This is a genomic window from Corynebacterium sp. HMSC068G04 (assembly GCF_001814885.1).
Classification (GTDB): Bacteria; Actinomycetota; Actinomycetes; order Mycobacteriales; family Mycobacteriaceae; genus Corynebacterium; species Corynebacterium hiratae.
Window position 1 is genome coordinate 205,804 of the sequence record NZ_KV818301.1, and the last position, 26,513, is coordinate 232,316.

Genomic DNA, 26,513 nt, shown 5'->3' on the forward strand with positions numbered 1-26,513 from the left:
GATTCGATTCCTTTCTTGAAAGCTACTTGGTCGCGGTGATGACTACTTCATCTACGACCGCTTCGTTTTCTTCTGCAACAACGGTTACGTCCTCCAGCTTCGCGGTATTTGTAATCACCACGATAGTGGTATCGTCATAACCCGCGCTTTCAATCGCGTTGAGGTCGACGTCAACAAGCACCTGCCCTAGTTCCACTTGGTCACCTCGGGAAACATGAACGTCAAAACCGTCGCCCCTCATCTTTACCGTGTCGATCCCGACGTGCACGAGGACCTCAATTCCATCCGCGGTTTTGATGCCAAAGGCGTGGCCCGACTTCGGTGCGGCAATCACTGTTCCAGCCACTGGAGAAGAAATCTTTCCCGTGGTCGGCTTAATTCCAACGCCTTTACCCATAGCTTCCGAAGCGAACACCTCATCCGCAACTTTATTGAGCGGGATAATGGTTCCAGGTACTGCAGCCCGAACGTCAACGGCTCTCCCATCAGTAGTAGCTTCCGAGGTTGTGGCTTCAGCGCTGTTTTTCAGTGACGTTGCACCAGTTTCAGTCGTGGATGCGTCTGTGCGACGTTCTGCCATTGGGGTTAGAATCCAAGACCCGATAAATCCGATCGCAATCGCTACACCACTACCAACTAGCTGTGCTGCAAAAGAACCGACATTCATGGCAGCAGGAAGCGCCAGCAACGACGGGAAGGCGTATACATCAAAGGCATTTCCGCCCATAGCGATGATTGCGCCGCCAACGGCACCGCCCACGCATCCTGCATAAAACGGGAACTTGAGGGGTAGGTTAACGCCGTAAATAATTGGCTCGGTGACACCAGCCATAAATCCGGAAAATACGCCGGCACCGGCCACCTTCTTACGCGCATCGTTCTTGGTCCGCAAGAATACTCCAAGAGCAGCGGCGGCTTGGGCAAGTACGGCCGCCATGATAGTAGCCATAATGAATGAATGACCATCCACGGCAAGTTCATTTAGGAAGATAGGATTGAATGCCCAGTGTAGGCCGAAAATGACTAAGACCTGCCAGAACCCACCCATTATTGCGCCACCAAGCCATGGGATGTGAACAAAAACTGAGTTCACGCCATCAGCAATGAGCTGTGAAAGCCATGCAGTTGCCGGCCCGACGGTAAGAAGCACCACAGGTACCATTACCGCAACGACGATTAGCGGCGTAAAGAAATTTCGGATGGCGCCGGGAAGTACTCGTTCAAGCCACCGTTGCAAATACCCAGCCAACCAAACTGCGATAACAGGGGCAATAACGGAGGAGGCATAGCTTGCCGTCATTAACGGAATTCCAAAGAAACGTACATCATTTCGAGTACCTAGTTCCACAATCGCCGGGTAAACCAGTGGAGCAACCGTGGCCATAGCTACGTATTGGTTAACCCTGAAATACCGCGCTGAAGTTGCTGCTAGGAAGAGCGGTAAGAAGAAAAAGAAAGCATCAAACGCAGCATTAAAAACGATATACGTGTCAGAATCAGCGCTAAGCGAGGTGAAATTAGTCGCAAGCGTCAGGAAGGCCTTACCTAGGCCCAGTCCAGCGAGACACCAAACAATCGGGCTGAAGAGAGACGAAATCATGTCAATGAACGCATTTAGGGGGTTCCCGCTCTTGACTGTTTCATTGTCCGCAGCTTGCAACTGCGCTTCACCGTCTTTCACACCTTTAGCCGACATTCCAGGCAAAGCAGTAATGGCTTGATAAGCCAGCGGTACGTCGTTTCCGACCACGACTTGGTGCTGCCCACCGGCTTTAACAAGTGTAAGCACACCGTTGGTTGATTTAACTGCCGCCTCGTCTACCCTGTCAGCGTCCGCTATCTTGAACCGCAACCGTGTAGCACAATGCGTCACGCTGTTTACGTTCTCCGCCCCGCCGAGTGCACGCAGCACTTCTGTCGCAAGAGGCTGAAAATCCGCTTTCGTCGCCATCCTTATGGCTCCTTTCGGTCAAATAATTCAATCTGAGCCGCTGCAACGATTACGACACCTCAGATTCACTTCGTGCAAAGCCTTGCCCGCCACGACTGGAACACGAAAACGAGAAAAGACCCAGGCTGCAGACAACAAAACTGCTGCAGACATGGGTCAACTGAAGCAGTCTTGAACAGACTGCTGTCCTAGGTCTTGCTCCCGATTGAACGGGGTTACACTCCTTGGCTGCTCTAAAGAGCTAAGCACTTAATACAGATACTGCCAGACTAGCCACTCTTCGTCAACAACTGTGTCAAGGAGCACGCTTTAGCTCCACCAAGCCCCAAAACATGGTCGGCTATCTACTGCAAATTCACTAACGTCCACAACCCTCCCTTGTATTGACACCGAAACCCGGCGGGCACCTTTGTCTAGAGCAATCGGCCCTTCAGTAACACGATTCAAGTTAACTTCAGACTCCAAAAAGAGGCCGCTCTCTTGGTAAAGATGGAGCACCTCACAGTTGTGAATGCGCACCTGCCAACACGTGACTGTAGGTGCGTTCGACTCGCCCGTGCGTGCCGTGACCGAGAGAACCGGAAGTAGATGAACGGCTGCAAGCAGGACCGGACGTCGTCAAGCATGTGCCAACACCATAGACCCCCTTTTGGAGGCATATATACTCCTGATGTTCTTGTTACTCTCTTTCTCTCGTGGGGTTCCTGATATGGGATTTTTCAAGGTTGGCGCTGGGCTCTTAGCCGCCGGCGGAGTGAGCTACGGTGCCTATGCCGTATTAGGGCCGGACTCTTCCGATGACGTCATTACGGTCCAAAACGTCATCGATGGCGACACCATCGACGTCACGCAGGACGGTGAGACCACACGCATTCGTCTGCTCAACATCGATACTCCAGAGATGGGCAAAGAGTGCTTGGCCGAGGAAGCAAAGCAATACCTGGCCGGTCTGCTGCCAGTGGGCACGGTAGTGACACTGGAGTACGACGATGAACGCGAAGACAAGTATGGCCGAACACTAGCCGGAGTATCCAAAGAAGGATCGTTCATCAACGCCTCCGTTGCTGAGGAGGGTTTCGCTGTGCCGATGAAGGTGGGCGGCAACACTCGTTTCTTCTCGGAGGTCTCGGCCGCCGCCGACCGAGCCCGTGCTGCCGGCAAGGGCATCAACTCGGCCGGTCCAGAGTGCGTATTTGGCGACGACGGAACCTACCGCGACGCACGCTCCACCATTGATGCGGCACAGCATTTTCAGTTTGATGACATGTGGAATGACGAGCAATTCAACGGCGCTCACGTTCACGTTTCCCGCGTAGCCGATGCAAAGAAGTCTATTTCCGCACTGGAAAAATCGGTCGCGGAACAATCTGATTTCCAGAAAGCAGCATTCGGGCATAAGCAAACCGAACTGCTAGACGAGCTCGATAACGACGCTACCGAGATTGAAACGCTCTTGAACCGCAAGATCACATACGCTTCAGACGCACGCGAAAAGAAGCACGCCGAGGAAGAAGCAGCACGCGAAGCTGCAGAGGCCGCGCAACGTGAAGCAGAAGAAGCAGCCCGTCGTGCAGAACTTGAGGCTGCGGAGGCGGCCCGTCGCGCGGAACAGGAAGCACAGCAAGCCGCACCCGCCTACCAGGCACCAGCCGCACCGGCGCCCAGCAATCCGGTGGACAACTACACCGGCTGCCGCGCCTACGGCGGCAACTACGCAATGACCAGCATTGACAAGAAGGGACGCCCCTACGCCAAGATTGATTGCACCACACGCGTGCAGATTGGATAACCTGCGAGCACTGTAGCCTTGACACAGTATTTCCTACACTAACGTCGCAGGTCGAACGGGAATTTAAAACGACCCATCGAAAGCTTATAACGCCACCCGCGGGGTGCCTCCCTACCCGTCGTCAAGCCCGTTTCGACAGGTTCTCAATCAAAATGTTCCTAAATGCATTTTCAAGGGTGGAGTAGCTTCGTTCAGCTCGCTGCGCTAGAAAGACACTCCTTCTAGATGCAGTATGCAAATTAACAATCACGACATCTGGATGTTTAATTGCAACAGCTGAAGCTGGAGCCATGGCTATCCCCATTCCAATGCTCACCATCGCTTGAGTCTCGTTGTAATCATTTGCATACATTGTGATTCGAGGTCGGAATCCCGAGCGGCTAGCAATTCGTTCTAAAGCCTCACCAGCCGGATGGTTATCGCTGCGCAGAATCCAGTTCTCCTCACGCAAATCAGCAAAATCAAAACCGGCATGCTCCGCCACCCAATGCCCCTTAGGGACGATCAGAACCATCCCTTCTTTAAACAAATGAGTCGACACGATGCCACTAGCCGAAAATGGATTCCAAGGGTACTCCCACAAAACGGAGAGATGGACTCGTCCCTCCTCCAGATACTTCAGCAACTTGTCGAAGCGCGCGCTTAGAATTTCGAGCTCTACGTTCGGAAACCTATCGCGCATCTCCACAATGACCCCCGGCAGGTGCGATGCAGCGAATGTAGGAAAAGTACCGATCCGCAGGGTCCCCGCTCGACCATCCCTCATCTCCTTCAAGTCAGACTCAGCAGCTGCGGCCTGCCGAAGTAGGCGACGGCCGTGCTCAGCCAGCATCACACCCCCTTCAGTAGGAATGGCACCCTTGCCCCCTCTCCGAAGTAAGGAGACGCCCATTTCCGATTCCAGCTTCTTAATCTGTTGCGATACTGCAGAGGACGAGACACCCAAATCGGCTGCCGCTTTCGCGATGGACCCTGACTCAACCGCCGCCATAAACATTTCAAGACGATTTAAATCTAACAATCTTACCTCTCCTTCAATACCGTAAAGCAATACTAAACGATAAATAGATGCTCCCAACAGCACCTTCAATCAACTCACCAAACACACCTTAGATAACAGCAAATCATTAGCACTTTAGATGAAGTATTACTTACGCCTACAGTGCTTATGGTTACTTTTACTACACGTAGTGACCGGGATACGCTCCATATATCAGACGAAATATGATTGGAGACACAATGGAATTGCCTGGTGTGTGGATGCGCGGCGGCACTAGTAAGTGCTGGGTTTTCGAGCGCGACGATCTCAGTAAATCGAATCTGGGAATTGAAAATACCCTGTTGAGAGTATTTGGCAGCCCCGACGTCCGACAACTAGACGGAATTGGAGGCGGCACCTCAACTACGAGTAAAGCGGTTATCGTCTCTCCCACAGACCACACCGGAGCCGACTTATCTTTCCTCTTTGCACAAGTGGGAATCGATGAAGCAAAGGTTGATTGGGGAAGCAACTGCGGCAACTGCTCTGCCACCGTAGCGCTCTACGCAATCGAACAGGGGTGGATTGTTCCCACTGCCGAGGTCACCGAGGTTCGTGTACTCAATGAGAATACGGACCAAATAATTATTCAACGAGTACCAACCCCTCTAGGACGACTCCCCCGTCAAGGAACTGCGGAAATGCCGGGCTCCGTATACCCCGGTTTCGAAGTCACACTCGGTTTTGAGGAACCGGAGGGGAAGACTACCGGTAAGCTTTTCCCAACTGGTCAAAACCAAGAATCTTTCCAGATTGATGGTTCGACATATCGTGCCAGCCTCCTGGACGCTGGTGCTCCCACCGTTCTGGTCTCCGCACGAGAGCTTGGTTTGTGGGAAGCCGACCGAGAGGATTGGACATCAACATCAACCGACACGCTCAGCCTTCTAGAAGAAATCCGCAGAGCTGCTGCAGTGCGAATGGGACTATGCAGCAACGCTAAGGATGCTGATCGCGCCATCCCAAAGATCGGCATTGTCGGACCAACCTCAAATGAAGAGGCTTCCTTGCGAATCCAAATGCTCTCGATGGGAAACCTACACCCTGCAATGCCGATCACGGGGAGCGTAGCGGTCAGCATCGGCGCACAGACACCGCAAACTACGGTGCACGAGGCGTTGTCCGGTAGAAGCGTCGATTCAGGCCTTTTGAAAATTGACACGCCGTCAGGAATTCTAACGACGTTTTACGAGTCCAAGGAAGGAAAAACCTTGGTGGGTTCCGCTCGTACCTGCCGGACATTAGCCGAAGCGACCTTGTTCATCCCTGAAGACCCAATGCCCTTGGAGGTACGAAATGCTTCGTAATAAAATTTCACCTTTAAAGACTGTTCTTGCGATTTCCGCTTCCTCTTTGCTGGTTGCTTGCGCCCCTGAACAGTCTGCCTATCAACCATCCGGACTGGGAATTATAGATGTCATGGTTCCATACTCAGCCGGAGGAGGAACCGATACCTGGGGAAGGTTTATCACGCAGGAGTTCGCCACGCGCCTAGACGGTGTCGATCGATTCCAGATTGAGAATGTTCCTGGCGGAGAAACGATCACTGGAGCGAATTCCTACGTTAAGAGTGGAGTAACCAATGGCGACTATGTACTTGTAGCGTCAGCTACTACTTACTTCCAGGACATGCTTAACCACAAAGCAGCAGAGTTCGATTTCGCATCAATGGAGCCTCTTGCTTTCAATGGCACTGGTGCAGTTCTATGGACCTCGAATCATTCTGGAATTAAGAGCATCGATGATTTACTCAACTCTGAGCAAGAGTACGTCTTTGGAGGAATGTCCGCGTCGGGACTCGATCTAGTCGCTTTGCTCGCCCTCGAAGCACTGGGCGTTGAAAACAAGGGAGTATTCGGATTCGAAGGGCGCGGGGCGTCTCGCCTTGCTACCCAACGTGGAGAGACAGACCTCGACTTTCAAACTACGGCTACCTATCTTTCGCAATTAAAAGAGGGCGAAGACGACGGAGAAGTAGTACCACTGTTCAGCATTGGAGTCCCCGATGGTGACAAAGTAAAGCGCGATCCAAATCTTTCAGCGCTTCCCACTTTTGACGAGCTTTATCATCAACAGGAATCCCCAACAAAGGAGCAACAACTAGCTTACGAAGCATTCCAGTCCTTTGTTGTCCCTGGTTTCTATTATCAAAAAGGCCTATGGGCGAACCAAGGAACGGATCCCGAAGTCATTGATCAGTACGACAAACTTGTCAAAGACCTAAACGCAGATAAAGAGTTTTCCGAACGGGCAAACACGGCGCTGGGTGGCTACGACCTTGTCTCTGGAAAGGAAGCCAAAAGAAACTTCGACAAAGCGATGAATATCAGTCCCGAAGTCGAGCAATACATCGTCGATCTTTTACTCGACAAATACGGAACAGCTATTCATTAAGGAATGAAAGAACATGTTTGAAGCTATCACAACGGCACTCGCGCAGCTCGCAGATCCTGCAATGCTGCTCTACCTGTTTGCCGGCGTAGTCGTAGGCATTATCATCGGCGTTATTCCTGGCCTTGGCGGCACTGGTGCCGTAGCCGTTCTAATGCCTTTCGTCTTTGTCCTAGAACCGAACCAAGCTATCGCAATGATCATTGGTGCGGTAGCGGTCGTTCATACATCCGATGTCATCACATCCGTCGTCCTAGGAATCCCTGGTTCAGCCGCTGCATCAGTTTTCCTACTAGATGGACACGAAATGGCGAAGAAGGGCGAGGGAGGTAGAGCCCTAAGCGTCAGCTTCCTTTCTTCGATGATTGGCGGCTTGATAGGAATTGTTGCTTTGACAGTCGTTGTTCCTATTGCGAAACCCATTGTTTCCACTTTTGGTTCGCCTGAGATCTTTTCATTGATTGTCGCTGGTGTTTTCCTTACCGCGATGCTTTCAAAAGGAAACATGGCTAAGGGGTTGATGATCTCAGTTTTTGGTTTGGCGTTAGGGCTGATTGGCGTATCCCCAACAAGTGCTGAATATCGGTTTACTTTTGGTTCGGAATATCTCACAGAAGGCCTAGGACTTGTTGCGGTTGCACTGGGTATCTTTGGCCTTGCAGAAATTATCGACCTCGTGGCTAAGAAAGCTTCGGTAGCTGATGCAAAGATCGAGCTAGGAGGTGGATGGAAGGAAGGAGCGAAGGACATCCTCCGCTACCCATTGGATGTCATTCGAGGATCCGCAGTTGGCGTCGGAGTTGGATTCCTCCCTGGTGTAGGTTCCACCGCAGGTTCCTGGCTCTCTTACGGACAAGCCCAAGCATTTGCTTCTAAGAAGGGCAACTCACGTTTCGGAAAAGGAGACCCTCGTGGAGTCATCGCCCCTTCAGCAGCCAGCAACGGTATCGAGTCGGGCGCCCTCATTCCAACGCTACTATTCGGTGTTCCAGGCGCCGCACCATTCGCCCTGTTGCTCGGAGTCCTACTGATTTTCGGAATCCAACCCGGACCGAATATGGTTACCAAACACCTTGATTTGGTGTACTTCATGGTTTGGTCCTTTGCGATTGCAAGCGTTGTAGGTGCAGCACTCGCTTTTCTTCTCGCTCGACCTCTAGCAAAGCTCTCTTTTGTGAGTTTCCCGCTATTGGCTGCCACGCTCATTCCAATCCTTTTTATGAGCGGCTTTCAAGATTCCTATAATTTGAATGTCTTCTATGTCATGCTCGGCCTTGGCATTGTCGGTTGGATTTGTAAGGTCTGCAACATCCCACGCGCGCCATTTCTTATCGCCTTCGTTCTGGCCGAGCCACTTGAACGTTACTTTTTCCTAACTGTGAAGGCATTTTCCCCATCTGAATGGCTTACGCGCCCCTTTGTAATTGTCGTAATCATCATTCTCGTCGGTGTTCTGGCAGTGCCATGGGCTCAAAAACGATTCGGTCGAACTATTCATCATGAACAATCAGAAGCCGCCGATAAGGCAGAAGGGCTCGGAGCTCCTCCAACTATCCGCCTAGCAATTTCGGGAGTGTTCTTTCTTTTCTTCTTGGTGCAGCTGCTGCTTTCTTCACAATATTCAGGAAATGGTTCGCTGTTCCCATATGCGGTAGGTAGCGTCGGGCTCGCGCTTTCCGTCATAGCTATCGTGGAAGATATTTTAAAAATCCGCACGCTCAGCGTCTCTGAGACACAAAAGCGAGAGTGGCGCGAAACAGTAATCACTGTCGCTAAATCACTACTTTGGGTTCTCGCTTTTGTATGGCTGGTATTTGCCTTCGGCTTGTATGTCGGAACGGGTATTTTTGCCATAGCCTTCTTGATAACCATTGCCCAACTAAAGCTGTGGAAAACCGCTGTTTACGTTTCTATACTGCTTGGGTGTCTCTGGGCCCTCGAAAACTGGGCTTACCTCATTGCCCCTGTAGGCTACCTGCAGATCTAACGAACCTGCACCATGCACACACAGATTGTGTAGTCTTAGCAGGCCATAACTCTAAGCGTCAGGACTCACAATGAATGACACCCATGCTCTGAACACACCGCGGCTTGCATTGTCGGTGCCTACGGATGCCGACATTAATGCCATCTTCGCGATTCACTCGGATGCGCGTACGTACGAGCACCGGCCCGAACTAGCTATGAAGTCCAGGGAAGAAGCTGCGGAACTGGCACGCTCGTGGCAAGAGAATTGGAGTAAGAAGCAGCTGGGCTACTACGTGGTGTCTACGCTTGATGGCACCACTATTGGGTTCACCGGTGTGCGCCATAGCGAGGAAGCCGGTGAAGAAGTACTCAACCTCTATTACCGCTTCGCACCCGAATCGCAAGGCCGGGGCTATGCCAAGGAGGCAGCGGCCGCTGCGATTACCAGTGCGCGCAAACGTTTTCCGCGGCTGCCCGTTGTCGCCATCATCGATCCCACTAATGAGGCGTCGATAGCCCTAGCCTTGAAGCTCGGGCTTCAGCACGTCCCCGGCGCAGGAGTGCCGGGCGACTACGAGGTGTACCGACTCGGCTGATAAAGAACCGCCTCGACGAGGCGGTTCTTGTCTAGCGTTTCCAGGTAACAAGGGCGACTGCGCCAAAGAGGACGGTGCCGAATGCCGCAACCATCCACGCGAGCATCATCAATGCTAGAAACACATCTGGGGCGCCAGCAACTGCTCCCACGACTATTGCGATTGTCAACGCGAGCAAACCTAGAGCTGAGCGCTTGAACCAGCGTGGAGACTTTCTCTCCTTGCGCGGCTGAGGGGTTTCCGGAAGTGGCTTTGCACCAGGGTCGGGTACCGGGAATGCTGCGGCAGGGGTGGGCTGAGCTGGCTCCGCTGATGGTGCCGGTGCGAAGGGGGACTCTTGCTTCGGCGTCGGTTCCGCGAACCAAGATAAAGATTCATCCTGTGTGTTCTGCTCACGCTGCTTTGGCGTCTCTGCCCACGGTGATGGTTGTTGCTCAGGCGACGGCTCTGGTTGTGCCTGTGGTGTTGGCACCCAAGGTGCATGAGAAGTGCTCCAGTCTTGGAGCGGAGCTGAGGCGTCGGCGGCATCCTCAAGCTCAGGTTCCGTGGTCGTCTCCGGCTCTACTGTCTCCGTAGGAGTAGTCGGCTCGTCGTCCACAATGAATGGATTAGCCGCCTGCAGTTCTGAGACTGTTGCGGCCGCCATAACGTCCTTTTCTTCCTCTTCCTGTCGCAGCTGCTCCTGCGCCCATGCGGCGAAGTCTTCACGTGTCACCAGCGGCTTTTTATAGCGCACCGCAAGACTCGTCTTGCCGTCTTGAGCAGTGAGGTCATCAGTTACGAGGACATCGCACCGCGTCTTCGTTACGGACTGCTTGTAGACCAGACCCAGCCCCGCACAGAATTCTTGGAGCACCGGTCCTTGCGGGTAAAGCTGATTGTCAATGATGGTGGAGCCACGGAATGCCACGCGGGTGCCAGGGGTGAGGACGTCCGCGGCCCGCGCAACATTGTTTTCTGCCTGCGCAACGTGCGAGCCGGCAGCAGCTGCCGGAGCAGCCTCAGTTTCCTTCACTGGAGCACTGACTGGTTCCTCTACTACTACTGCGCCGGTGTTCGCTACGTCGGCCTCCGCAGCGTAGGCGGGTGCTTCGAGGAACGGGCCGTGCTCGTACCAGTACTCGAAATCTTCCTGCGAGATGATCGGCTTCCCGAACTCGCGAGCTGCTTGAGCTTTACGAGACATCGATGCCACGTCGCGGGCGACGAGAACATCGCACCGTGTCTTCGACATTCCCTTCTTGTATTCAAGACGGCGGATACGACAGATGCGGTCGAGACGCTCGTCGTCAGCGGGGCCGCCGAGCAGCTCGTTACGGCCGGTGAAGGCTACTCGGGTTCCCGGAACAAGGAGACTCGGGACATCCACAGTGGTGTTTTCGACTGCTGGCAGTTCCACGGTGCGGGTATCGATGCGTGCGACGCGGGCTAGGATGTCGTCGTAAAGCTCCTGCGTCCACAAGCCCCTTGATACCGCCCATGCAGAGAGAAGCTCGGCGCACTCTTCCACTTCAGCGAATGAACGCGGCATCACGGTGCCACCAGACATCGCTGCCCACGCATTATCCGAATCCGTGGCCTGCAACTGGTCCAGGGTCATCGGCGCTTTCGGTGCCCAGGAAGGAATAAGCACTGCGCCTTCGGTTTCTCGTTCTGCGGGAGGAACTAGTTGTCCACGTGACGGAGCAATCGTGCCCTTCTCATAGGCAACCGCCATCGACTCACACCGGCTGACGACGTCATCACCCTCCGGTTCAAAGCTAAAGTCCCCCACCTCGTAGCCGATTCCGAGCGCAACATCCATGCCCTTTTCTTGGTGGCGAACGGCACGCTCGAGCATGGCTAGGCGGTCACCAACGACGATGCCTCCTTGTGCCTGACGGAGCAGAAGCGGCCAGAAATCTCCCAAGGTCGGTGCCATTGCGAGACCGCCCACCGGAACCTTGTAGCGCTGTCCAAATTCCCCGAGGTCAGCCATCGGATTAATCCACGAGCCAAAGCTCGCTACCCGAGCACCGTTGTGATACACAACCGCATGAATCCGTGCGATGTGTTCACTCATGCCGAAGCTCACGCCGTTGAATGACACGAGCACCACGCGGTCAGTATTGACACCGCTACTTACTTCTCTCCGGACCCGACGGACAAGAGCATTGTTGGCGCGTATGTGACGAGGCTCCACCGGAGTGGAAAAGCGTAGATGTTCCAAATCAACTGCACGTGATAGTGCAACGTAGAACTGCCCATCGGTGGCGGTGCCGCCGGCAAGGTCGATGTAGAGCTTAGGAATTGTCTTGCCCTGGCTCTTATGGATGGTGATGGCCCAAGCCAGGATGACTGGGAACTGTCTGATTGTTCCGATGGTCTCACTAACCAAGCGCGAGCCATCAACTCCTGGCCGGTTAATTTCCCAGGTGTGCGGGGTCAGGGTGACCACTTCACCAGTCGCGTCAATTCGTACATCGATCTCGTGCTCAGTAGCCCGCACGATCTGGCCAAAACTACCGTTGACGAATCGGCCCTTCGGATCATTAATCACGGTCATGACGCGCGCTCCCTCGGCATAGTGAAGTTCATCCTCACCGCTAAAGGAATTGGCTGGAAGCTCGCCGGTGCCTTCCGCAACCGAGACGAACTTTGCTGCAGGAAGGTTAGCTAGCTTTTGCCGGTTAATCCTTGCCACCGTCGACTTACGTGACGTCAGCGTCACCCAGTCATCTGGCGCATCAAAATCAGGAACAACCAGACGGTTCAGAATTTCTAGTGATTCTTCGCCGACACTTCCCTCACGCACTTCGTTAAGAAGGTCAATAAACGTTGGGTCGGCCTGACGCCAGACCTGGGTTAGGTTCACTTCTTCCAGGTCGAGCTGTGTGTACACCTGGGCGGAGAAGAAATAGGGACTCTCCCACATCGAGTTGAAAAGCTCGGCTTCATTCGGGGTAACGACAGGTGGCAACTGCAACAAGTCACCGACGAGAACAAGCTGTACTCCACCAAAGGGCTTCCCATTCCTGCGGATACGGCGAAGAGCCTGGTCCATCATGTCGAAGAGATCCGCACGAACCATTGAGATCTCGTCCACGACGAGAATGTCGGTTTTCTTAAGCACGTCCCATGTCACGGTGGACGGGTGCCACGCACCGCCTCTTTCTAGATCACTGGGGACCATCGATGGCCGAAAACCAAAGGCTCGGTGAATGGTGAAGCCTTCGATGTTGAGGGCAGCAACACCAGTGGGTGCGGTAACGAGTACTTCCTTGTGCCCCGTGTTTTCAAGGAATTCCCGCAACAGCGTGGACTTACCGGTTCCGGCCTTACCTGAGATGAGAACGTTCCGTCCTGCGCCGATTAAATCAAGAGCATGGCGAAATTCTTCAGTTAGCGTGATTGCCACGATTCCTCCGAGAGAGTGAACGAGTCCAAGAGAGATTCAACAGAAACTAACTTATCGGAGTCTCCGGACAAGAGATAGGTTGCGCCAAACAGCTTTTCGTTGGCCTCACAGAATCCACAAAATTCCGAAATGCGCTGAACCGCTGTGCTTCGTCGGTAGCATAGGCACAGAACTCAATGCCTCCTCTAGCTACCGAACCTAGGTGACGATGTCTCTCCCCCTTAGCCCCTTTAACTGGACAACTGTTCTTCCTGTAGTTCTTGATGCGCTCAACTCACGGGGCCCTTCCACAACTAGCGAGCTGATCCCAGTTGTTCAGGCTCTGGCTGAGAAAGACTTCCCCGACCAGGCACAACGCCAGCTCAAGAACAGGTCAGTTACCGAGGACCGGACAAGGTGGGCGATTTTTAACGGTCGCCACTTGGGATTCATCACGACCATAAGTCACGGCGTCTTTAGCATCACTGATGAAGGAACTCAGTGGGTAGAAACACACCCTTACCCACTGAGCAAAGAAGAAATTGCACATACTCGCAGCCAAGCTAATGAGGCCATCAAATCCAAACAGACATCAAGCGCGAATGATGAAAAAGATGAATCCTCAGATACAGGTCGGGACGCGGACTTTGCTTGGGTTCTTAGAACAGGCCGAGCTGGTGAACGAGAGCACGCCGCGTTAGAACGCAATCAAGGGCTTCCCGGCATGGACTACGGTCCACTGACGAATTCCGCACCGACACTAGCGGATATTAAGTCGGCAATGCGTACCGAGCATCCTGAAATGAAAGCTGGGACTATAAGCAACCTTGCCGGGCAGCTCAACCGGTTTAAGAATGAAATGCAATTGGGCGATCTCGTTCTCATGCCCAGTAAGCATGAAAGAAACCGGATCTACTACGGCTATGTATCTGGCCCATATGAATATCGCCCAGAAGCACCCATGGAGTTCCGGCATGCCAGGCCTATTGAGTGGGCTTCTGACTACTTTTACCGAGACGACCTAGGGGAAGATCTAAAGAACTCACTCGGAGCTCTTCAAACGCTGCTAAAAATAAAGCGCAACAATGCTTTCGAAAGATTGAACTCAGTGATCGCCGGCCTTGGGGACCCTGACGCGCTTTCTTCGGATGAGCACAGCGAAGCCCCCTCATTCGATTGGGTTCCTTTCTTTGGTGAGTTCGCACGCAAGCTCCTCGATTACTCGGGAGATCGAGGAGCTCTGCTATCCGCGCTGCGAGACGCCGCAAACCTGTCACACAGGCCTTCCCTCTTCAAACACCTATGGACCTGGTACACCGAACAAGGAGCTGAAGAAGCAAACGACATCGATCCCTTCACGGTGCTCGGCACGTTAGCCCGACAGATCTCCGATCCAAACCGTATCGCTCTATGCTCCGCCATAAAAGAGACTTTTAACCTTGGGTCCCCAGTGCCGCGGGACTTCTCCGGACTTCCTCGCATTAATAACCTCAACTCACGTTTTGAAGCAAAAACCGATGATGTGGGGAACAAAAGTTTCTATGACGGAATCTGGAAACTTCTTGATGCCGCACTTGCCTACTCTTCGCAGCCTTCAACTGAAAATGCGGCTGCCTTCACGTCATCATTCGATAACGCAACAGCAAGCAGAGGCATGGTCCGATATACCATGGTCCTTTTCATGGCGTCTCCAGATGTTTTCTTGTCCTTGGACTCAGTTAACAGCCGGTTCCTTGGAAGCACAGCTGCGCTCGGACGCAACCCTTCAACCACTGTCACGAATGGACAGGAATATCTTGACTTTATTGATGAGGTCCGGGCCTATATCGCGGATTCCGAGATAGAACCGGCGACGCTCTATGCACTGTCCTATGAAGCATGGGATCTTGCCAATGCTGCCGAAGCCGGGGAATCCATTACCGCCGCGGAAGAACCTGACGAGGATGAACGTTTCACCATCGACGATCTTCTTGAGCAGGGCTGTTTCATCCCCCGCGAAGAAATTGAACTCATGATGAATCGGCTACGTGAGAAAAAGAATCTCATTCTTCAAGGTCCTCCTGGTACCGGTAAGACATGGGTCGCTCGTCAGCTAGCGCACATCCTGTGCGGTACAGATTCCGATGAATCCACTACTGCGGTTCAGTTCCACCCTTCAATGTCATATGAAGACTTCATTCAAGGTTTCCGCCCCAGTGGAGACGGCAAACTCACACTCGCTAAAGGCCCGCTCCTCAAAGCAGTAGACAAAGCCAACGAGGATGAAACCACACCGCATGTGGTCGTCATCGAAGAGATCAACCGGGGAAACCCAGCCCAGATTTTCGGTGACATGCTCACACTCCTTGAAGCAGACAAGCGCAACCCAGAAAATGCGCTAACCACGCTGTACTCGCCCGACGGAGAGACGATCTTCTTGCCGAAGAACCTCTACATAATCGGCACAATGAACCAAGCAGATCGGTCTTTGGCCATGCTCGACATGGCACTGCGCCGCCGCTTTGCCTTCATCACGTTGCGCCCTCAACTCAATGCTGCGTGGCGTCGCTTCTGTATAGAGCATCGCAAATGTGACGATTCGGCTCTGGTCGATATTGCCCAGCGCCTCAACACTGTCAACGAACTCATCTCCGATGATTTCACGTTGGGCCCTGCGTACGAGATTGGGCATAGTTTTGTCACTCCGCTGCGCGAACTCAAGGACAGTTCTTACGCCACCACGATGTCATGGTTCGACAACGTCATTGAATCGGAGCTCAAGCCTCTTTTGACCGAGTACTGGTTCGACAACGGTTCTGCGCTGGAAAACGCTCTCCATGTCCTTCGCTAAAGAAATTCGGAATGAGGAGATACACGTTCCAATTCGGAGCGTGTGGCTACTACAGCTTTATGCCTCACACGCCTACACCCACGGCAGCATTGTCGATGGCGACGTGGACAAACACGACACTGAACTTGCAGAACTTGCGGTAGAAATGTTGTGTGACAGCGTCGAAAAGCGCTTGCGCCACGATCTCACCCGCGGTTTCACCATTGGGGAACGCAACCTAGCACGCGTGCGAGGCCGTATCGATACGCTGACAACAGCCCGCGAACAGCTTTTGGAAAAGGGGCTCGTAGCCTGCCGATTCAATGAACTGACTACCGATAGTCCGGTCAATCAGTTTCTACGCACAGCACTCGAAACAGGGTTCGTTCTTATGCACACCCAGAGCTCACCCGAGCTCGCCCAACGCTGTCGGCGGCTCTCCTCACGCCTCGCCGCTGCAGGTGTCTCTCTACCGACAACTACTCCTCAACTTCCCGCGCGTCTACTCCCCGCAGACCGAGGCGTGCTCGATATCGCGCAACTTCTCCTCGATTTTGCAATTCCTGCCAAAGGCAAGACGGGGCACGCTTTTGCTCGGGCCGAAATGACTCAGCCGCAGTTGCGTGCTCTATTTGAACGCGCTCTACTAGGTGTTTTTCGCTATCATCTTTCCCCTTTAGGGTGGCGCGTCTCTGGTGCAGAGCGCCTTGCCTGGAACGCCGACAGTTTTTCACCTTTTATCCCAGGAATGCTGACGGACATCATGCTCCGATCACCAGAGGGAAAGCTAGTCACTGTGGACGCCAAGTTCACCGATCTCTTTGCTACCTCTCGTTTCACAGACGCACTCACACTCAAGAACGAGCACATGTATCAGCTATATGCCTACTTGCGCAGTCAAGAACACCGTGGTGGGGAATGGACGCATGCCTCTGGACTGATGCTTTATGCAAGCGCAGCTAGCGAAAACGACGTTGACTTCAATCTCGACGGACACCGTATCTCCTTTCGCAGCGTGTCGCTCAATTCAACACCACGAGCCTTTCGGGAATCGGTACTGCGCTCGATCAATCTTTCTTGATTTGCGGATAGCTACACATCGCGGTTTCGGCTCAAGAAAACCTCCACACTGCTTGACTCGTGTCCTTAGCAGTAAATCTCCACTATTCCCTCAAGATTTCCACGGCTCTAGGCCCCTGGTCGGGTACCGCCCATCAACGGTGAAACGCTGACACACCACCTGGGTGTCATCGTTGATATCTAGCTCTCCGATGTACTCAACGAACTCGGGTGAACGCCAGAACTGCTCGTGCCCGGCGCGCCATTCACTGGCATCGGCGTAGCCCTCACCCTCGGCGATGGCGTGCTCGTCACTGACGTCTGCGAGCTGGCAGACCTGGACCTCGGTAGTACGGATGACGCACACCACGTTGTCGTGTGAATCGAGGACGGCCTCAAGGGTACCCACACCCTCCTGCGGATCGTGGTCGCGCGGGTGCTCAACCAGCAAGGATGACGTGGTGGTTTTGGTGCCGTCCAGGATGGCGGTGACGAGGGCGTCGCGAAGCGGACCGGGAAAGGCAAACTCGCCGCGGGGCAGTTCCGATATAGGTTCCAAAGCGTCCTGCGCCATACGTTTACAGTACATGGATCATGAATGCTGTTGGCCAAGCACGTGCTTACTTGGCGTTTTGTCTGACTGGATGTTCGATCCGCGCGTTCGAATCATTCGCAGCGATGTCCGGCCCCTCTCCTAATGTCAACGATGCCCCTACACGGAAAGGCTGGGATTCAAGGCTGAGATTCCGCCCTTCTTCCCTATCACTCCGGGGCCGCGCTGCCACTTCCCATTGCTTAGCGGTGCGGCCCCTCTTTCAAACTTCACAGCTCTTCATAAACTTCAAAGAATTCATACACTTCATAAACTTCACAAGACTTCAAAAGCTCTGTGATCTAGGGTGAAGGACATGAATCCGAAGCGCGCCAACCCTTTTAGGGCTACGTTCGGCGCCACTCCCCCGTTGTTGGTTGGCCGCAGCGATGCCATCCGTGATTTCGGTTTTGCACTCGATGAGGGCCCCGGTGCCCACGAGAGGATCTCACTCATCATCGGACCACGCGGCATCGGAAAGACAGTCCTTCTCAACGCCTTCGAAGACGAAGCGCTCGAGCGCGGTTGGCTCACGCTCAGTGACACTGCAACAACCGGCTTTGTAGAGCGCTTGCGCAGCAGTATCATTCAGCTCTTGGCTAAGGAGAGGAAGCAGCTCAAAGGCCTTAACGTCTCTATCCTCGGCATTGGAGGCGGGCTCAATTGGGATACTCGAGCTATTGCAGAGTCCACATATTCACTGCGCAATGCACTAAAGGATTTACTGGCTTATAAGCGCGAACTCGACCGAAAATCCCGCCAAGAACCCGGTGGTGTGCTCGTGACATTAGATGAGATGCACCACCAACGCAGCCAGGAGCTCATAGAGTTCGGCAGCACAATTCAGCATCTGGTTCGCGAAGGTGAAGACATCTCCGTTGTCATGGCGGGCATCCCATCTTCAATTAGACCGTTGCTATCCGGAAAGCTGAACAGTCGCGGCGATGCCAATCCAGTAACCTTTCTTCGCCGCGCCAACCGCATTGAGCTGGGCAGGGTCTCCGATTCGGATGTACGTGAAGCACTGGAGGAACCCCTTCACAGCGCCGCCACCTCATGGTCAAAGGACGCTTTGGAAACCGCGGTTGAGGCGTGCCATGGATATCCATTCATGATTCAGCTAGTCGGCCAGTGCTCATTCAGGGAAAAGGAACGTACCGCTGACGGAGGTACCGAGATTTCTATCGACGCTGCCCAACGCGGAGTCGCAACAGCACAGCGAAAGCTCGGCCAACTTGTTCATGAGCCCGCGCTCTCGGATCTCTCCACTGTCGACCGAAGCTTTTTGGTTTACATGGCCCAAAGCGATGGCCCTGCCAAGATGGCGGATATCAAGGCACGCTTCAATAAGACTGATTCTTATGTAGGCAACTATCGCCGCCGGCTTCTCGACGCCGAAATGATCACCACCACGGGCCACGGCGAAGTCGACTTCGCCTTGCCATACATGCGCGACTACCTCCGTGCGCATGCGGCAAGCCTCATTGTTGAGGACTTCGATTCGCAGTAGCGGAAACGCCCCGATCCCCCGTGCGCTGCACGCCACGCCCACCCCCGCACCCCGATCCCTAATATTCGCGCAGAGTTTCCACCCCACCCAAAGTTATGCATCCGGCTCACTGTCGGTCTGCGGTCTCCGCCACCGCTAGGGTCGTCGCAGTGGTGGAGGGGTGGGGCGTCGGCAAGCCCAGCAAGAGTGCGCCCACTCCCCCACCGCAATACATGAATAAAAGTGAATAATATTATGCAGAGCGCCGTAAAACCTCCATCTACGTGGGCTTTCTTTCACCCACGCGAGGCTTGAAAAAATATTCGGCGTCCATAAACTTGTCGTGTAGTTCACAGACCAATAGTTCCGGTGAACCAGTTCACCACGTTGCAGGATGGCGCCGTGCAGGCGTCAAGAAAGGTTTCAGAAACATGGCAGCTTCCCCGTTAGGAGTCTGGTCCGAGGTCGGCAAACTCCACCAAGTCATGGTGTGCGCACCCGGGCTCGCGCACGAGCGGCTCACCCCCAGTAACTGCGCTGAGCTGCTTTTCGACGACGTCCTCTGGGTCGACGAAGCCAAGAAACACCATGCGGAGTTCGTCGCCGAGCTGCGCAGCTACGGTGTCGAGGTTCTGGAAATGCACAAGCTTTTGGAAGAGACCCTGGACACCCCGGGTGGGCGGGATTTCATCCTCGACTACAAGCTCCTCGATAAGAATGTGGGTGCGGGCATTGGCGGCGAGCTGCGCCACTGGTTCAATGAGATGCCCACTGCACGCCTGGCCGAACTCCTCATTGGCGGACTACCCTTCGCCGAAATCCCGAAGGGCCTGGGTCACGGCACCATCGACGCCATGCGTGAGGTCTACGGGCCGTCCGCTTTTGCGCTGCGCCCATTGCCCAATACGCAGTACGCGCGGGACAATTCGGCGTGGATCTATGGCGGCGTGTCCCTTAACCCCATGCGTATGCCAGCGCGCCACCAGGAAACGCTGCTCACCCGCGCTATTTATAACTATCACCCGCGGTTTGCGCAGGCAGACTTCAAGTTCTGGTACGGCAACACCGATGAGGAACCGGGGCTTGCGGCACTGGAAGGCGGTGACATCATGCCGATTGGCAAGGGCATCGTACTGGTAGGCATGGGTGAGCGCACCACCTGGCAGGGCGTAAGTCAGCTGGCCATGCGCCTATTTGAGGAAGGCGCCGCCACCAAGGTCATCATTGCGGCCATGGCCAAGGAGCGCGCCTCCATGCACCTCGACACCGTGCTTACGTTCCTTGACGCCGACAAGGTCACCGCCTACCCCAAGGTGGTAGACACCATCCGGCCGATAGTCCTGCATCCTTCGACAAGCACGGCGCCTTTCGACGTCGAACTGCCCACCGAGTCCTTCCTCGAGGTCGTCGCCAAGGCGCTGGGCATTGGCGCCTTCGAAGTCATCGAAACAGGCGGCGATACCTACGCTGCCGCCCGTGAGCAGTGGGATGATGCCAACAACGTCGTGGCTATCGAACCCGGCGTGGTGGTGGCCTATGACCGCAACAAACACACCAACGCCAAGTTGCGTGCCGCCGGCATTGAGGTAGTGGAGATCGGATCGGCAGAGCTGGGGCGCGGCCGAGGAGGCGGGCACTGTATGACCTGCCCAATTGTCCGCGAGGCCGTCGATTACTAGAAAGAATTTTATGACTTCGTCCAAAGCCGACACCACTGCACATACCACCGACTTGGGGGATTCCACACAACCTGCGAGCACACCACCGAAGTCCGAAGGCACGGCGCTGAGTTGGGTTCTTGCGCTTTTTGGCACCGCGATGGGTGCCGGAATCCTCTTTCTGCCGCTACAGGCAGGAGCCTTTGGCTTCTGGCCGCTCGCCTTCGCCACGGTGATCATTTTCCCTTTGGTGTATTTCTCCCACCGAACCTATGCCCGCATTGTCGCCGGCGCCCCTGCCCAGGACTACGGGCTGGACATCTTGGAACTGGTGCGCAAGTACCTTGGACGCAACACAGGTTTGTTCGTGGCATTGATGTACTCCCTGGCCAACATCCCCACGGTGTTCATCTATGCCATCTCCGTAACAAATGCCATTGATAGCTTCATTGTTAACCAGCTCCATGGACCTTCCATCAACCGCTGGGTGCTTTCGGTGCTGTGCGTGGGCACCCTCACCGGAATTTTCGCCATCGGGCGCAAACCCATGCTCTGGTTGGCACAAATTCTGGTTTATCCGCTCATCATTTCGCTTGCAGCAACGTCGATCTACCTCATCCCCCAGTGGGATTTTCATTCCTTCCTGGACGTGGACTACAAAGACGGAAGCTGGCCAAATATCTTGCTCGGCGCCGTTCTTATTCTCCCCGTGCTGGCTTTCTCCTTCTCCCACATGGCGGCGCTATCGCAAATGTCAGTGGACATGCAATCCACTTACGGCAAGAACACCGAAAAGCGAGTCTCGCGCATTGAGCTCTACACGGCCGCGCTGCTGGTCATCTTCACCATGTTCTTTGTCTGGTCATGCGTCTTGGCGCTGGGGGCTGACGGTATGCGGGAGGCTTCCGAGCAAAACATTCCGGTGTTGTCCTACTTTGCCAATGTCACCGGAGTTCACGCGCTGGCCGTGTTGGCCCCATTAATTGTCATCTTCGCCATCGTGACCTCCTACTTTGGAACAATGCTCGGCGCAGAAGAAGGTACCGCCTACATGGTTGGCCTGCTGGCTCCGCGTACAGCAAACCGGGTCAACCGACGTACATTGCTAACCATTGTCTACGTCTTCATTTTCATCACCGGCACTGCGGTCTCCGTGTTTAATCCGCCGATTCTCAATCTCATCTACCTGGTGGGCGGCGTGTTTGATGCAATTCTCATCTTCTTGCTGCCGGTGTACATGTTTCACAAGGTCAAGGAGTACAAGAAATTCCGGAATGACCCATGGAATTACTTTGTCTTTGCCCTGGGTTCAGTCATTTTGGGCATTACCATCTGGGACCTGTTCTAAGAACAAAAGCCGCCTCCCCGGCGTGTGACTACCCTCCATATTGGGTAATCACAAGTTTGTGAACGAAAGGTCAAAAGGCTGGAAGGAAGTTACTTTACACCCCTAACTTTTCCTTGAAGGCCCGCACAAACCTATTGCCGGACTACCCAGCGCCTCCTAAGATGTACCCAGATTTTATGAATCTTTCCTTACTCTTTAACAAAATATAAGGACGGTACACAGGTGCTCATTAAGGGACTGCGTGCGCTTGCACCGCTGGCGGCAGCCGCGGCCTGCATTACCCCTGCGGCACAGGCGGCCAGCATTCCGCCCATGCCACAGGCCTACCCCATTACTAACCTCTACAAGAGCTGCAGCGCAGCAGGCGAAGACAACGCCACACCGGAGTGGCACTTCGCAGAAACCGGCCGTCGTTACTTAAGCGACGGCACCCTGCAGTTTAAGAACACCACTGACCAAGAAGTGCCCTATACCGCTTCGGTGGAAACGGGCACCAACCACAAGATCGAGGCCAACTCCAAGGCCGCGATGCCTTCCGGGTGGGACACCACGGCCAAGTCCGATATCGGACTGAAGCTAAGCAACGGCTGGCAGGAGAAGGAAACCTTCGGCCCCATCACGCTCAAGCCGGGCGAGTCCTTCCGCGTGGAATACGGCGTGGTGGAAAAGGACTTCATCTCTATGTTCGTCGGCTGCAACGACGACCGCCTAGAGAACATGCCAGGTGCCAACGTCATTCGCGGCAAGGGCCCGGCCGAGCGCTATGCCTTTGCCTACATCATCAAGGCGGACGGCTCCGTTTCGGACCTGGCCATGGAAATCCCTTCCCGCTCCCCGGGCGCGAACTCCAAGCCCATCGAGGGCAACTACACCTCCGTATCTGGCCCCAGTCTGGAAAAGATTGCGGATCCGAAGAAGGATGAAATCATGCAGCCTTCCGAGGAACTGCAGCGCGATCCCTCCTGGCCCAAGGAGGGCGAGACCTGCGAGGGTCGCGATAGCTCCTGGTACCCGCTGGATATCACCGCGGTGGCGCCGACCTTCCGCAAGCCGGGCTACTCCACGGACTTCCTCAACTGGTCCAAGGGTGACTATGAGTATGCACCGGTTACTGACTTCGTCGTTGGCGCAGAGCACGCCCCCTACACCAACTGGCAGGGCAACCGCGGCGATATCCCGAAGGGCTGGCTGGAATCCGTCGGCGCGGTCAAGCGCGCCTACATGCCGGTGGGAACCGAGCTGCAGCACATCGACCTGGCCCCTGGTGAGCGCGTGCGCGTGGAGTACGGCACCACCATGACCCGCATCAACTACCGCGAAATCCACTGCGGCAAGGACGGAAAATACAGCCTGACCTCCAACTACAAGCAAACCACCGCTCCCAGCGGCTTCTGGGCGGAGGCCACCATCACGGGCAAGGACGGCTCCACTCGCACCGAGGACGTCACCCCGGAGGAGTACCGCAACCTTCCTGTTCCGACCCAAACCATCTACTAAGCACTTCCCTACTTTTCATCCAAGGAGTACACCCACATGTTCAAGACCAAGATTGCTTCCACCACCGCCGCCGTGGCCATCGCCTGCGGCCTGATCGCTACCCCAGCCGCCAACGCTCTTCCGGCACGTGACCTGGGCCCGGCTAACCCGACCACCATTGGTGAGCACTGCACCAACCCGGGTGATACCGGCCAGACCGTGAAAATCAAGCGCACCTACTTCGACGGCTCCGCCGGCTCCTGGACCATCTCCAACTACAACGACGAGCCGCTGCCGGTTACCCGCTCCATCAAGGAAACCAAGACCAAGACCTGGAACGTTTCCGCCGGCGTGGACTTCAAGCTGCTGGATCTGATCAACTTCACCTTCTCCTCCAGCTACACCGACTCCCAGTCCTACGAGGTCGGCGAGCAGGTCGGCCCGTACAACATCGCCCCGGGCAAGACCGCCGTCATGCGCGCTGGCTGGGTTGTCTCCGACTTTGAGGGCCAGAAGACCATCTGCGGTTCCGATAACACTTGGCAGGCCAACGGTGAGACCTTCACCGCTACCTTGCCGAAGGAGCGCCACGTGGAGGTCTCCACCCGCGACAACAACGATTGGGGCTAAGTCGTGCTGAAGAAGTCCATCGCGCGCACTGCCGCGAGCGCTTTCGCTGCGCTGAGCCTGCTGGCGGCCGCTCCCGTTGCCCACGCCGCGGACTTCGGCGGGGACTTCGAGCTGCCCCAGCGCTGGAATGAGGACCACAAGCCGGGCACGCACTGTTCGACACCCGGTAAGAACGGCACCTACGTCACCGCTACACGCCGCTGGTTCAAGCAGACGGATGCCACCAGCGTGGCCAACCGCAACGATGAGCCCGTGCCGGTCAGCCACACCGTGACCCAAGCGCGCACGCAGACGATCGAGGTCTCCGGCTCCATCAAGGGCGAAGGCGAGCTGGCCAAGGTGCTCACCCAGACCTACGGTTTCACCTACGTCCACGAGCAGCACTGGAAGCTCAACCAAAAGGTCGGCCCGTACACGCTGCCGGCGAACTCCCAGGGCAAGCTGGTGTGGGGCTTTACCATGCTCGACACTGACGGCCAGGACGTACGCTGCAACGCCGACCAGGAATGGGAGGCCGTAGGCAAGCCCTACTCCGCCACCGTTCCGGAGGCGCGCTACTCCGAGCTGCAGCTTGGCGACGCCCCCGTCTGGAACTAACTGAACTAGCTCACCTCCCCCAGGCCCCGCCACAGAGGGCACCCCTCGCGCTGCTTTACGACGGCTGAGGGGGTGCCCTCTTTTGGCGTTTCATAGCGTGATCGAACGGCAACGCAAGCATTGCAGAACGGCAACGGCCCCCTTGCAGAACGGCAACGCGGGAATTGCAGAATGGCAATGAGTTCTTTGCAAAACGGCAACGAGAGCCTTGCAGAACCGCAACATCGCAGGTAGATTGACTGTCATGACTGATTCTTTTCTACATAGAAACGCACAAGATCTGGCGGAGGAAATCCTGTCGGATACGCCTGTGCTGACCATTTCTGGCGCACGCCAGGTAGGAAAGAGCACCCTCGTTCATCAATTGCTCGAAGATAAAGAGCATAGGTTCTTTAATCTTGATGAGAGCGCTTCGCTGGCATCTGCACAAGAGGACCCAGACGGGTTTGTCAGGCAGATCCCCGAGGGGACACTAGCAATTGATGAAATTCAACGCGCGCCCGAGCTCTTTCGCGCAGTCAAAGGCGCACTCGAAGAAGATCGACGACCAGGACGCTTTATCCTCACCGGGTCGTCGAATCTCCTCAGTCTCACAGGAGCTGAAGAGTCGCTCGCTGGCCGTGCAGAAACAATCCGCCTTCACGGCCTTAGCGTGGGTGAACGCTTGGGCATCTACGATGACTTTGCCGGACGGGTGTGGTCATTAGGGGATTCAGGGCTGAATCCCACGTTTACTCCTTCCCGGAGTGACTACTTTCAGCTCTTCTGCACACCGAGTTTCCCAGGGCTTAGAGATGCTAGCCGGCGGCGACAGCACCGCTGGTTCGACGCCTACATTGAACGAGTACTGTCGAAGGATGCTGCCGAGCTCTACGGCATTCAATTCCCCGACCGCTTGAGCAATCTTCTCAACAAGTTGGCGGCACAAGGAACTGCGGAGCTTGTAGCTGCACACATTGGGCGCGCGCTCGATATTCCTCAACGCTCGGTCCCTACCTATGTGACTGCATTGAGTGACGTATTCTTGCTCAACCAGTTGCCGTCTTGGGGAACCAATCTAGAGAAGCGGGCAATTTCTAAGCCCAAGGTCTTTCTTTCGGATACCGCACTTGCTACAAGCCTTGCAGGACTCGATCCAGAGGCTTTGGAGATGAATATCTCCAGCACGATCACTGGAGGTATCTGTGAAGCTTTCGTCGCCAACGAGCTCTTGAAGCAGAAGGCCTGGTCTTCGATTGACTATCGCCTCTTCCACTTTCGTACGTCCACTGGCAAAGAAGTGGACCTCGTATTGGAATCGCGATCCCGGGACATCGTTGGCATCGAAGTCAAAGCTGCGATGTCGATCCAGCCGAAAGACTTTGCCGGCCTGCGCTATCTTCAGCAGGTTGCAGGCGCTTCCTTCCGCGCAGGAATCGTCCTGTATACGGGCAAAGACGTCCTACCAATGGGCAAGAACCTATGGGCAATGCCCATTTCCACGCTGTGGCACGGCTAAACCAGCAACAATGGATATACTGCGCCCCTATGTCCCACCGCATCTTTTCCGTGCCCTTCGCCGACATCTACCCGCACTACGTCAACAAAGTAGAGCGCAAAGGCAGGACTGTCAACGAGCTCCACGAAGTTATCTCCTGGCTCACTGGCTATTCAGTTGAGGGCTTAGAGCGGGCGCGAGAGGAGAAGGTCACCCTCGAGGAATTCTTCGAACAGGCTGTTGCGACCGGCTATTTGGTAGCAGTGTC

19 protein-coding genes are annotated in these 26,513 nt (G+C 54.9%); 15 read left to right on the plus strand and 4 right to left on the minus strand.

Annotated features, from left to right (window positions below; translation table 11 throughout):
* Positions 1-22: 22 nt before the first annotated feature.
* Positions 23-1,951, minus strand: a complete 1,929-nt coding sequence (locus HMPREF2993_RS04210) for a beta-glucoside-specific PTS transporter subunit IIABC (RefSeq protein ID WP_070701170.1) — start codon at positions 1,949-1,951, stop codon at positions 23-25.
* A 709-nt stretch (positions 1,952-2,660) separates the two neighbouring features.
* Here HMPREF2993_RS04210 and HMPREF2993_RS04215 point away from each other — a divergent pair.
* Positions 2,661-3,740 (plus strand): thermonuclease family protein, encoded by a 1,080-nt coding sequence (locus tag HMPREF2993_RS04215; protein WP_070701173.1) that lies wholly within the window; start codon positions 2,661-2,663, stop codon positions 3,738-3,740.
* A gap of 121 nt (positions 3,741-3,861) precedes the next feature.
* Here the strand turns inward: HMPREF2993_RS04215 and HMPREF2993_RS04220 are convergent, their stop codons facing one another.
* Positions 3,862-4,824, minus strand: a complete 963-nt coding sequence (locus HMPREF2993_RS04220; RefSeq protein ID WP_168166762.1) for a LysR family transcriptional regulator — start codon at positions 4,822-4,824, stop codon at positions 3,862-3,864.
* Positions 4,825-4,979: 155 nt separating this feature from the next.
* On the opposite strand from HMPREF2993_RS04220, the gene HMPREF2993_RS04225 reads away from it, so the two are divergent.
* From HMPREF2993_RS04225 to HMPREF2993_RS04240, 4 genes are all read left to right on the plus strand, one after another.
* On the plus strand, positions 4,980-6,086 hold the full coding sequence (locus tag HMPREF2993_RS04225; RefSeq protein ID WP_070701177.1) for a PrpF domain-containing protein: 1,107 nt from the start codon (positions 4,980-4,982) through the stop codon (positions 6,084-6,086).
* Positions 6,076-7,173, plus strand: a complete 1,098-nt coding sequence (locus HMPREF2993_RS04230) for a type 2 periplasmic-binding domain-containing protein (RefSeq protein WP_141758249.1) — start codon at positions 6,076-6,078, stop codon at positions 7,171-7,173. The genes HMPREF2993_RS04225 and HMPREF2993_RS04230 overlap by 11 nt, the downstream gene beginning before the upstream one ends.
* A 13-nt stretch (positions 7,174-7,186) precedes the next feature.
* Complete coding sequence (locus HMPREF2993_RS04235) at positions 7,187-9,157, plus strand: tripartite tricarboxylate transporter permease (RefSeq protein ID WP_070701181.1); 1,971 nt, start codon at positions 7,187-7,189, stop codon at positions 9,155-9,157.
* A 70-nt stretch (positions 9,158-9,227) separates the two neighbouring features.
* Entirely contained in the window at positions 9,228-9,734 is a 507-nt protein-coding gene (locus HMPREF2993_RS04240; RefSeq protein WP_070701183.1) for a GNAT family N-acetyltransferase, read from the plus strand.
* Between the two features lie 31 nt (positions 9,735-9,765).
* Here HMPREF2993_RS04240 and HMPREF2993_RS13965 read toward each other — a convergent pair whose 3' ends face one another.
* Positions 9,766-13,131, minus strand: a complete 3,366-nt coding sequence (locus HMPREF2993_RS13965) for an AAA family ATPase (RefSeq protein WP_070701185.1) — start codon at positions 13,129-13,131, stop codon at positions 9,766-9,768.
* A gap of 208 nt (positions 13,132-13,339) precedes the next feature.
* Between HMPREF2993_RS13965 and HMPREF2993_RS04250 the strand changes: the two genes are divergently transcribed.
* Complete coding sequence (locus tag HMPREF2993_RS04250; protein WP_070701187.1) at positions 13,340-15,940, plus strand: AAA family ATPase; 2,601 nt, start codon at positions 13,340-13,342, stop codon at positions 15,938-15,940.
* The gene (locus HMPREF2993_RS04255) at positions 15,927-17,000 is read left to right on the plus strand and encodes a 5-methylcytosine restriction system specificity protein McrC (protein WP_070701189.1); all 1,074 of its coding nucleotides are present in this window, start codon (positions 15,927-15,929) and stop codon (positions 16,998-17,000) included. The genes HMPREF2993_RS04250 and HMPREF2993_RS04255 overlap by 14 nt, the downstream gene beginning before the upstream one ends.
* Positions 17,001-17,090: 90 nt before the next feature.
* On the opposite strand, the gene HMPREF2993_RS04260 is transcribed toward HMPREF2993_RS04255, so the two are convergent.
* Positions 17,091-17,567, minus strand: a complete 477-nt coding sequence (locus tag HMPREF2993_RS04260; protein ID WP_246822346.1) for an ASCH domain-containing protein — start codon at positions 17,565-17,567, stop codon at positions 17,091-17,093.
* A 319-nt stretch (positions 17,568-17,886) separates the two neighbouring features.
* On the opposite strand from HMPREF2993_RS04260, the gene HMPREF2993_RS04265 reads away from it, so the two are divergent.
* The 8 genes from HMPREF2993_RS04265 to HMPREF2993_RS04300 all read left to right on the plus strand — a co-directional run.
* Positions 17,887-19,080, plus strand: a complete 1,194-nt coding sequence (locus HMPREF2993_RS04265; protein ID WP_083318690.1) for an ATP-binding protein — start codon at positions 17,887-17,889, stop codon at positions 19,078-19,080.
* 410 nt (positions 19,081-19,490) lie between these two features.
* Positions 19,491-20,738 (plus strand): arginine deiminase, encoded by a 1,248-nt coding sequence (locus HMPREF2993_RS04270; protein ID WP_046649198.1) that lies wholly within the window; start codon positions 19,491-19,493, stop codon positions 20,736-20,738.
* A 10-nt stretch (positions 20,739-20,748) separates the two neighbouring features.
* Positions 20,749-22,065, plus strand: coding sequence for an amino acid permease (locus HMPREF2993_RS04275; protein WP_070701193.1), 1,317 nt, complete (start codon positions 20,749-20,751; stop codon positions 22,063-22,065).
* Between the two features lie 222 nt (positions 22,066-22,287).
* Positions 22,288-23,562 (plus strand): hypothetical protein, encoded by a 1,275-nt coding sequence (locus HMPREF2993_RS04280; RefSeq protein ID WP_070701195.1) that lies wholly within the window; start codon positions 22,288-22,290, stop codon positions 23,560-23,562.
* Positions 23,563-23,598: 36 nt separating this feature from the next.
* A complete protein-coding gene (locus tag HMPREF2993_RS04285) occupies positions 23,599-24,171 on the plus strand; it encodes a hypothetical protein (protein WP_070701197.1) in 573 nt (190 codons plus the stop codon).
* Between the two features lie 3 nt (positions 24,172-24,174).
* A complete protein-coding gene (locus HMPREF2993_RS04290; protein ID WP_070701198.1) occupies positions 24,175-24,768 on the plus strand; it encodes a hypothetical protein in 594 nt (197 codons plus the stop codon).
* Positions 24,769-25,012: 244 nt separating this feature from the next.
* On the plus strand, positions 25,013-26,266 hold the full coding sequence (locus HMPREF2993_RS04295; protein WP_070517202.1) for an ATP-binding protein: 1,254 nt from the start codon (positions 25,013-25,015) through the stop codon (positions 26,264-26,266).
* A gap of 29 nt (positions 26,267-26,295) precedes the next feature.
* Positions 26,296-26,513: DUF2200 family protein (locus tag HMPREF2993_RS04300; protein ID WP_141758250.1), on the plus strand; the 218-nt coding region annotated here is incomplete at its 3' end.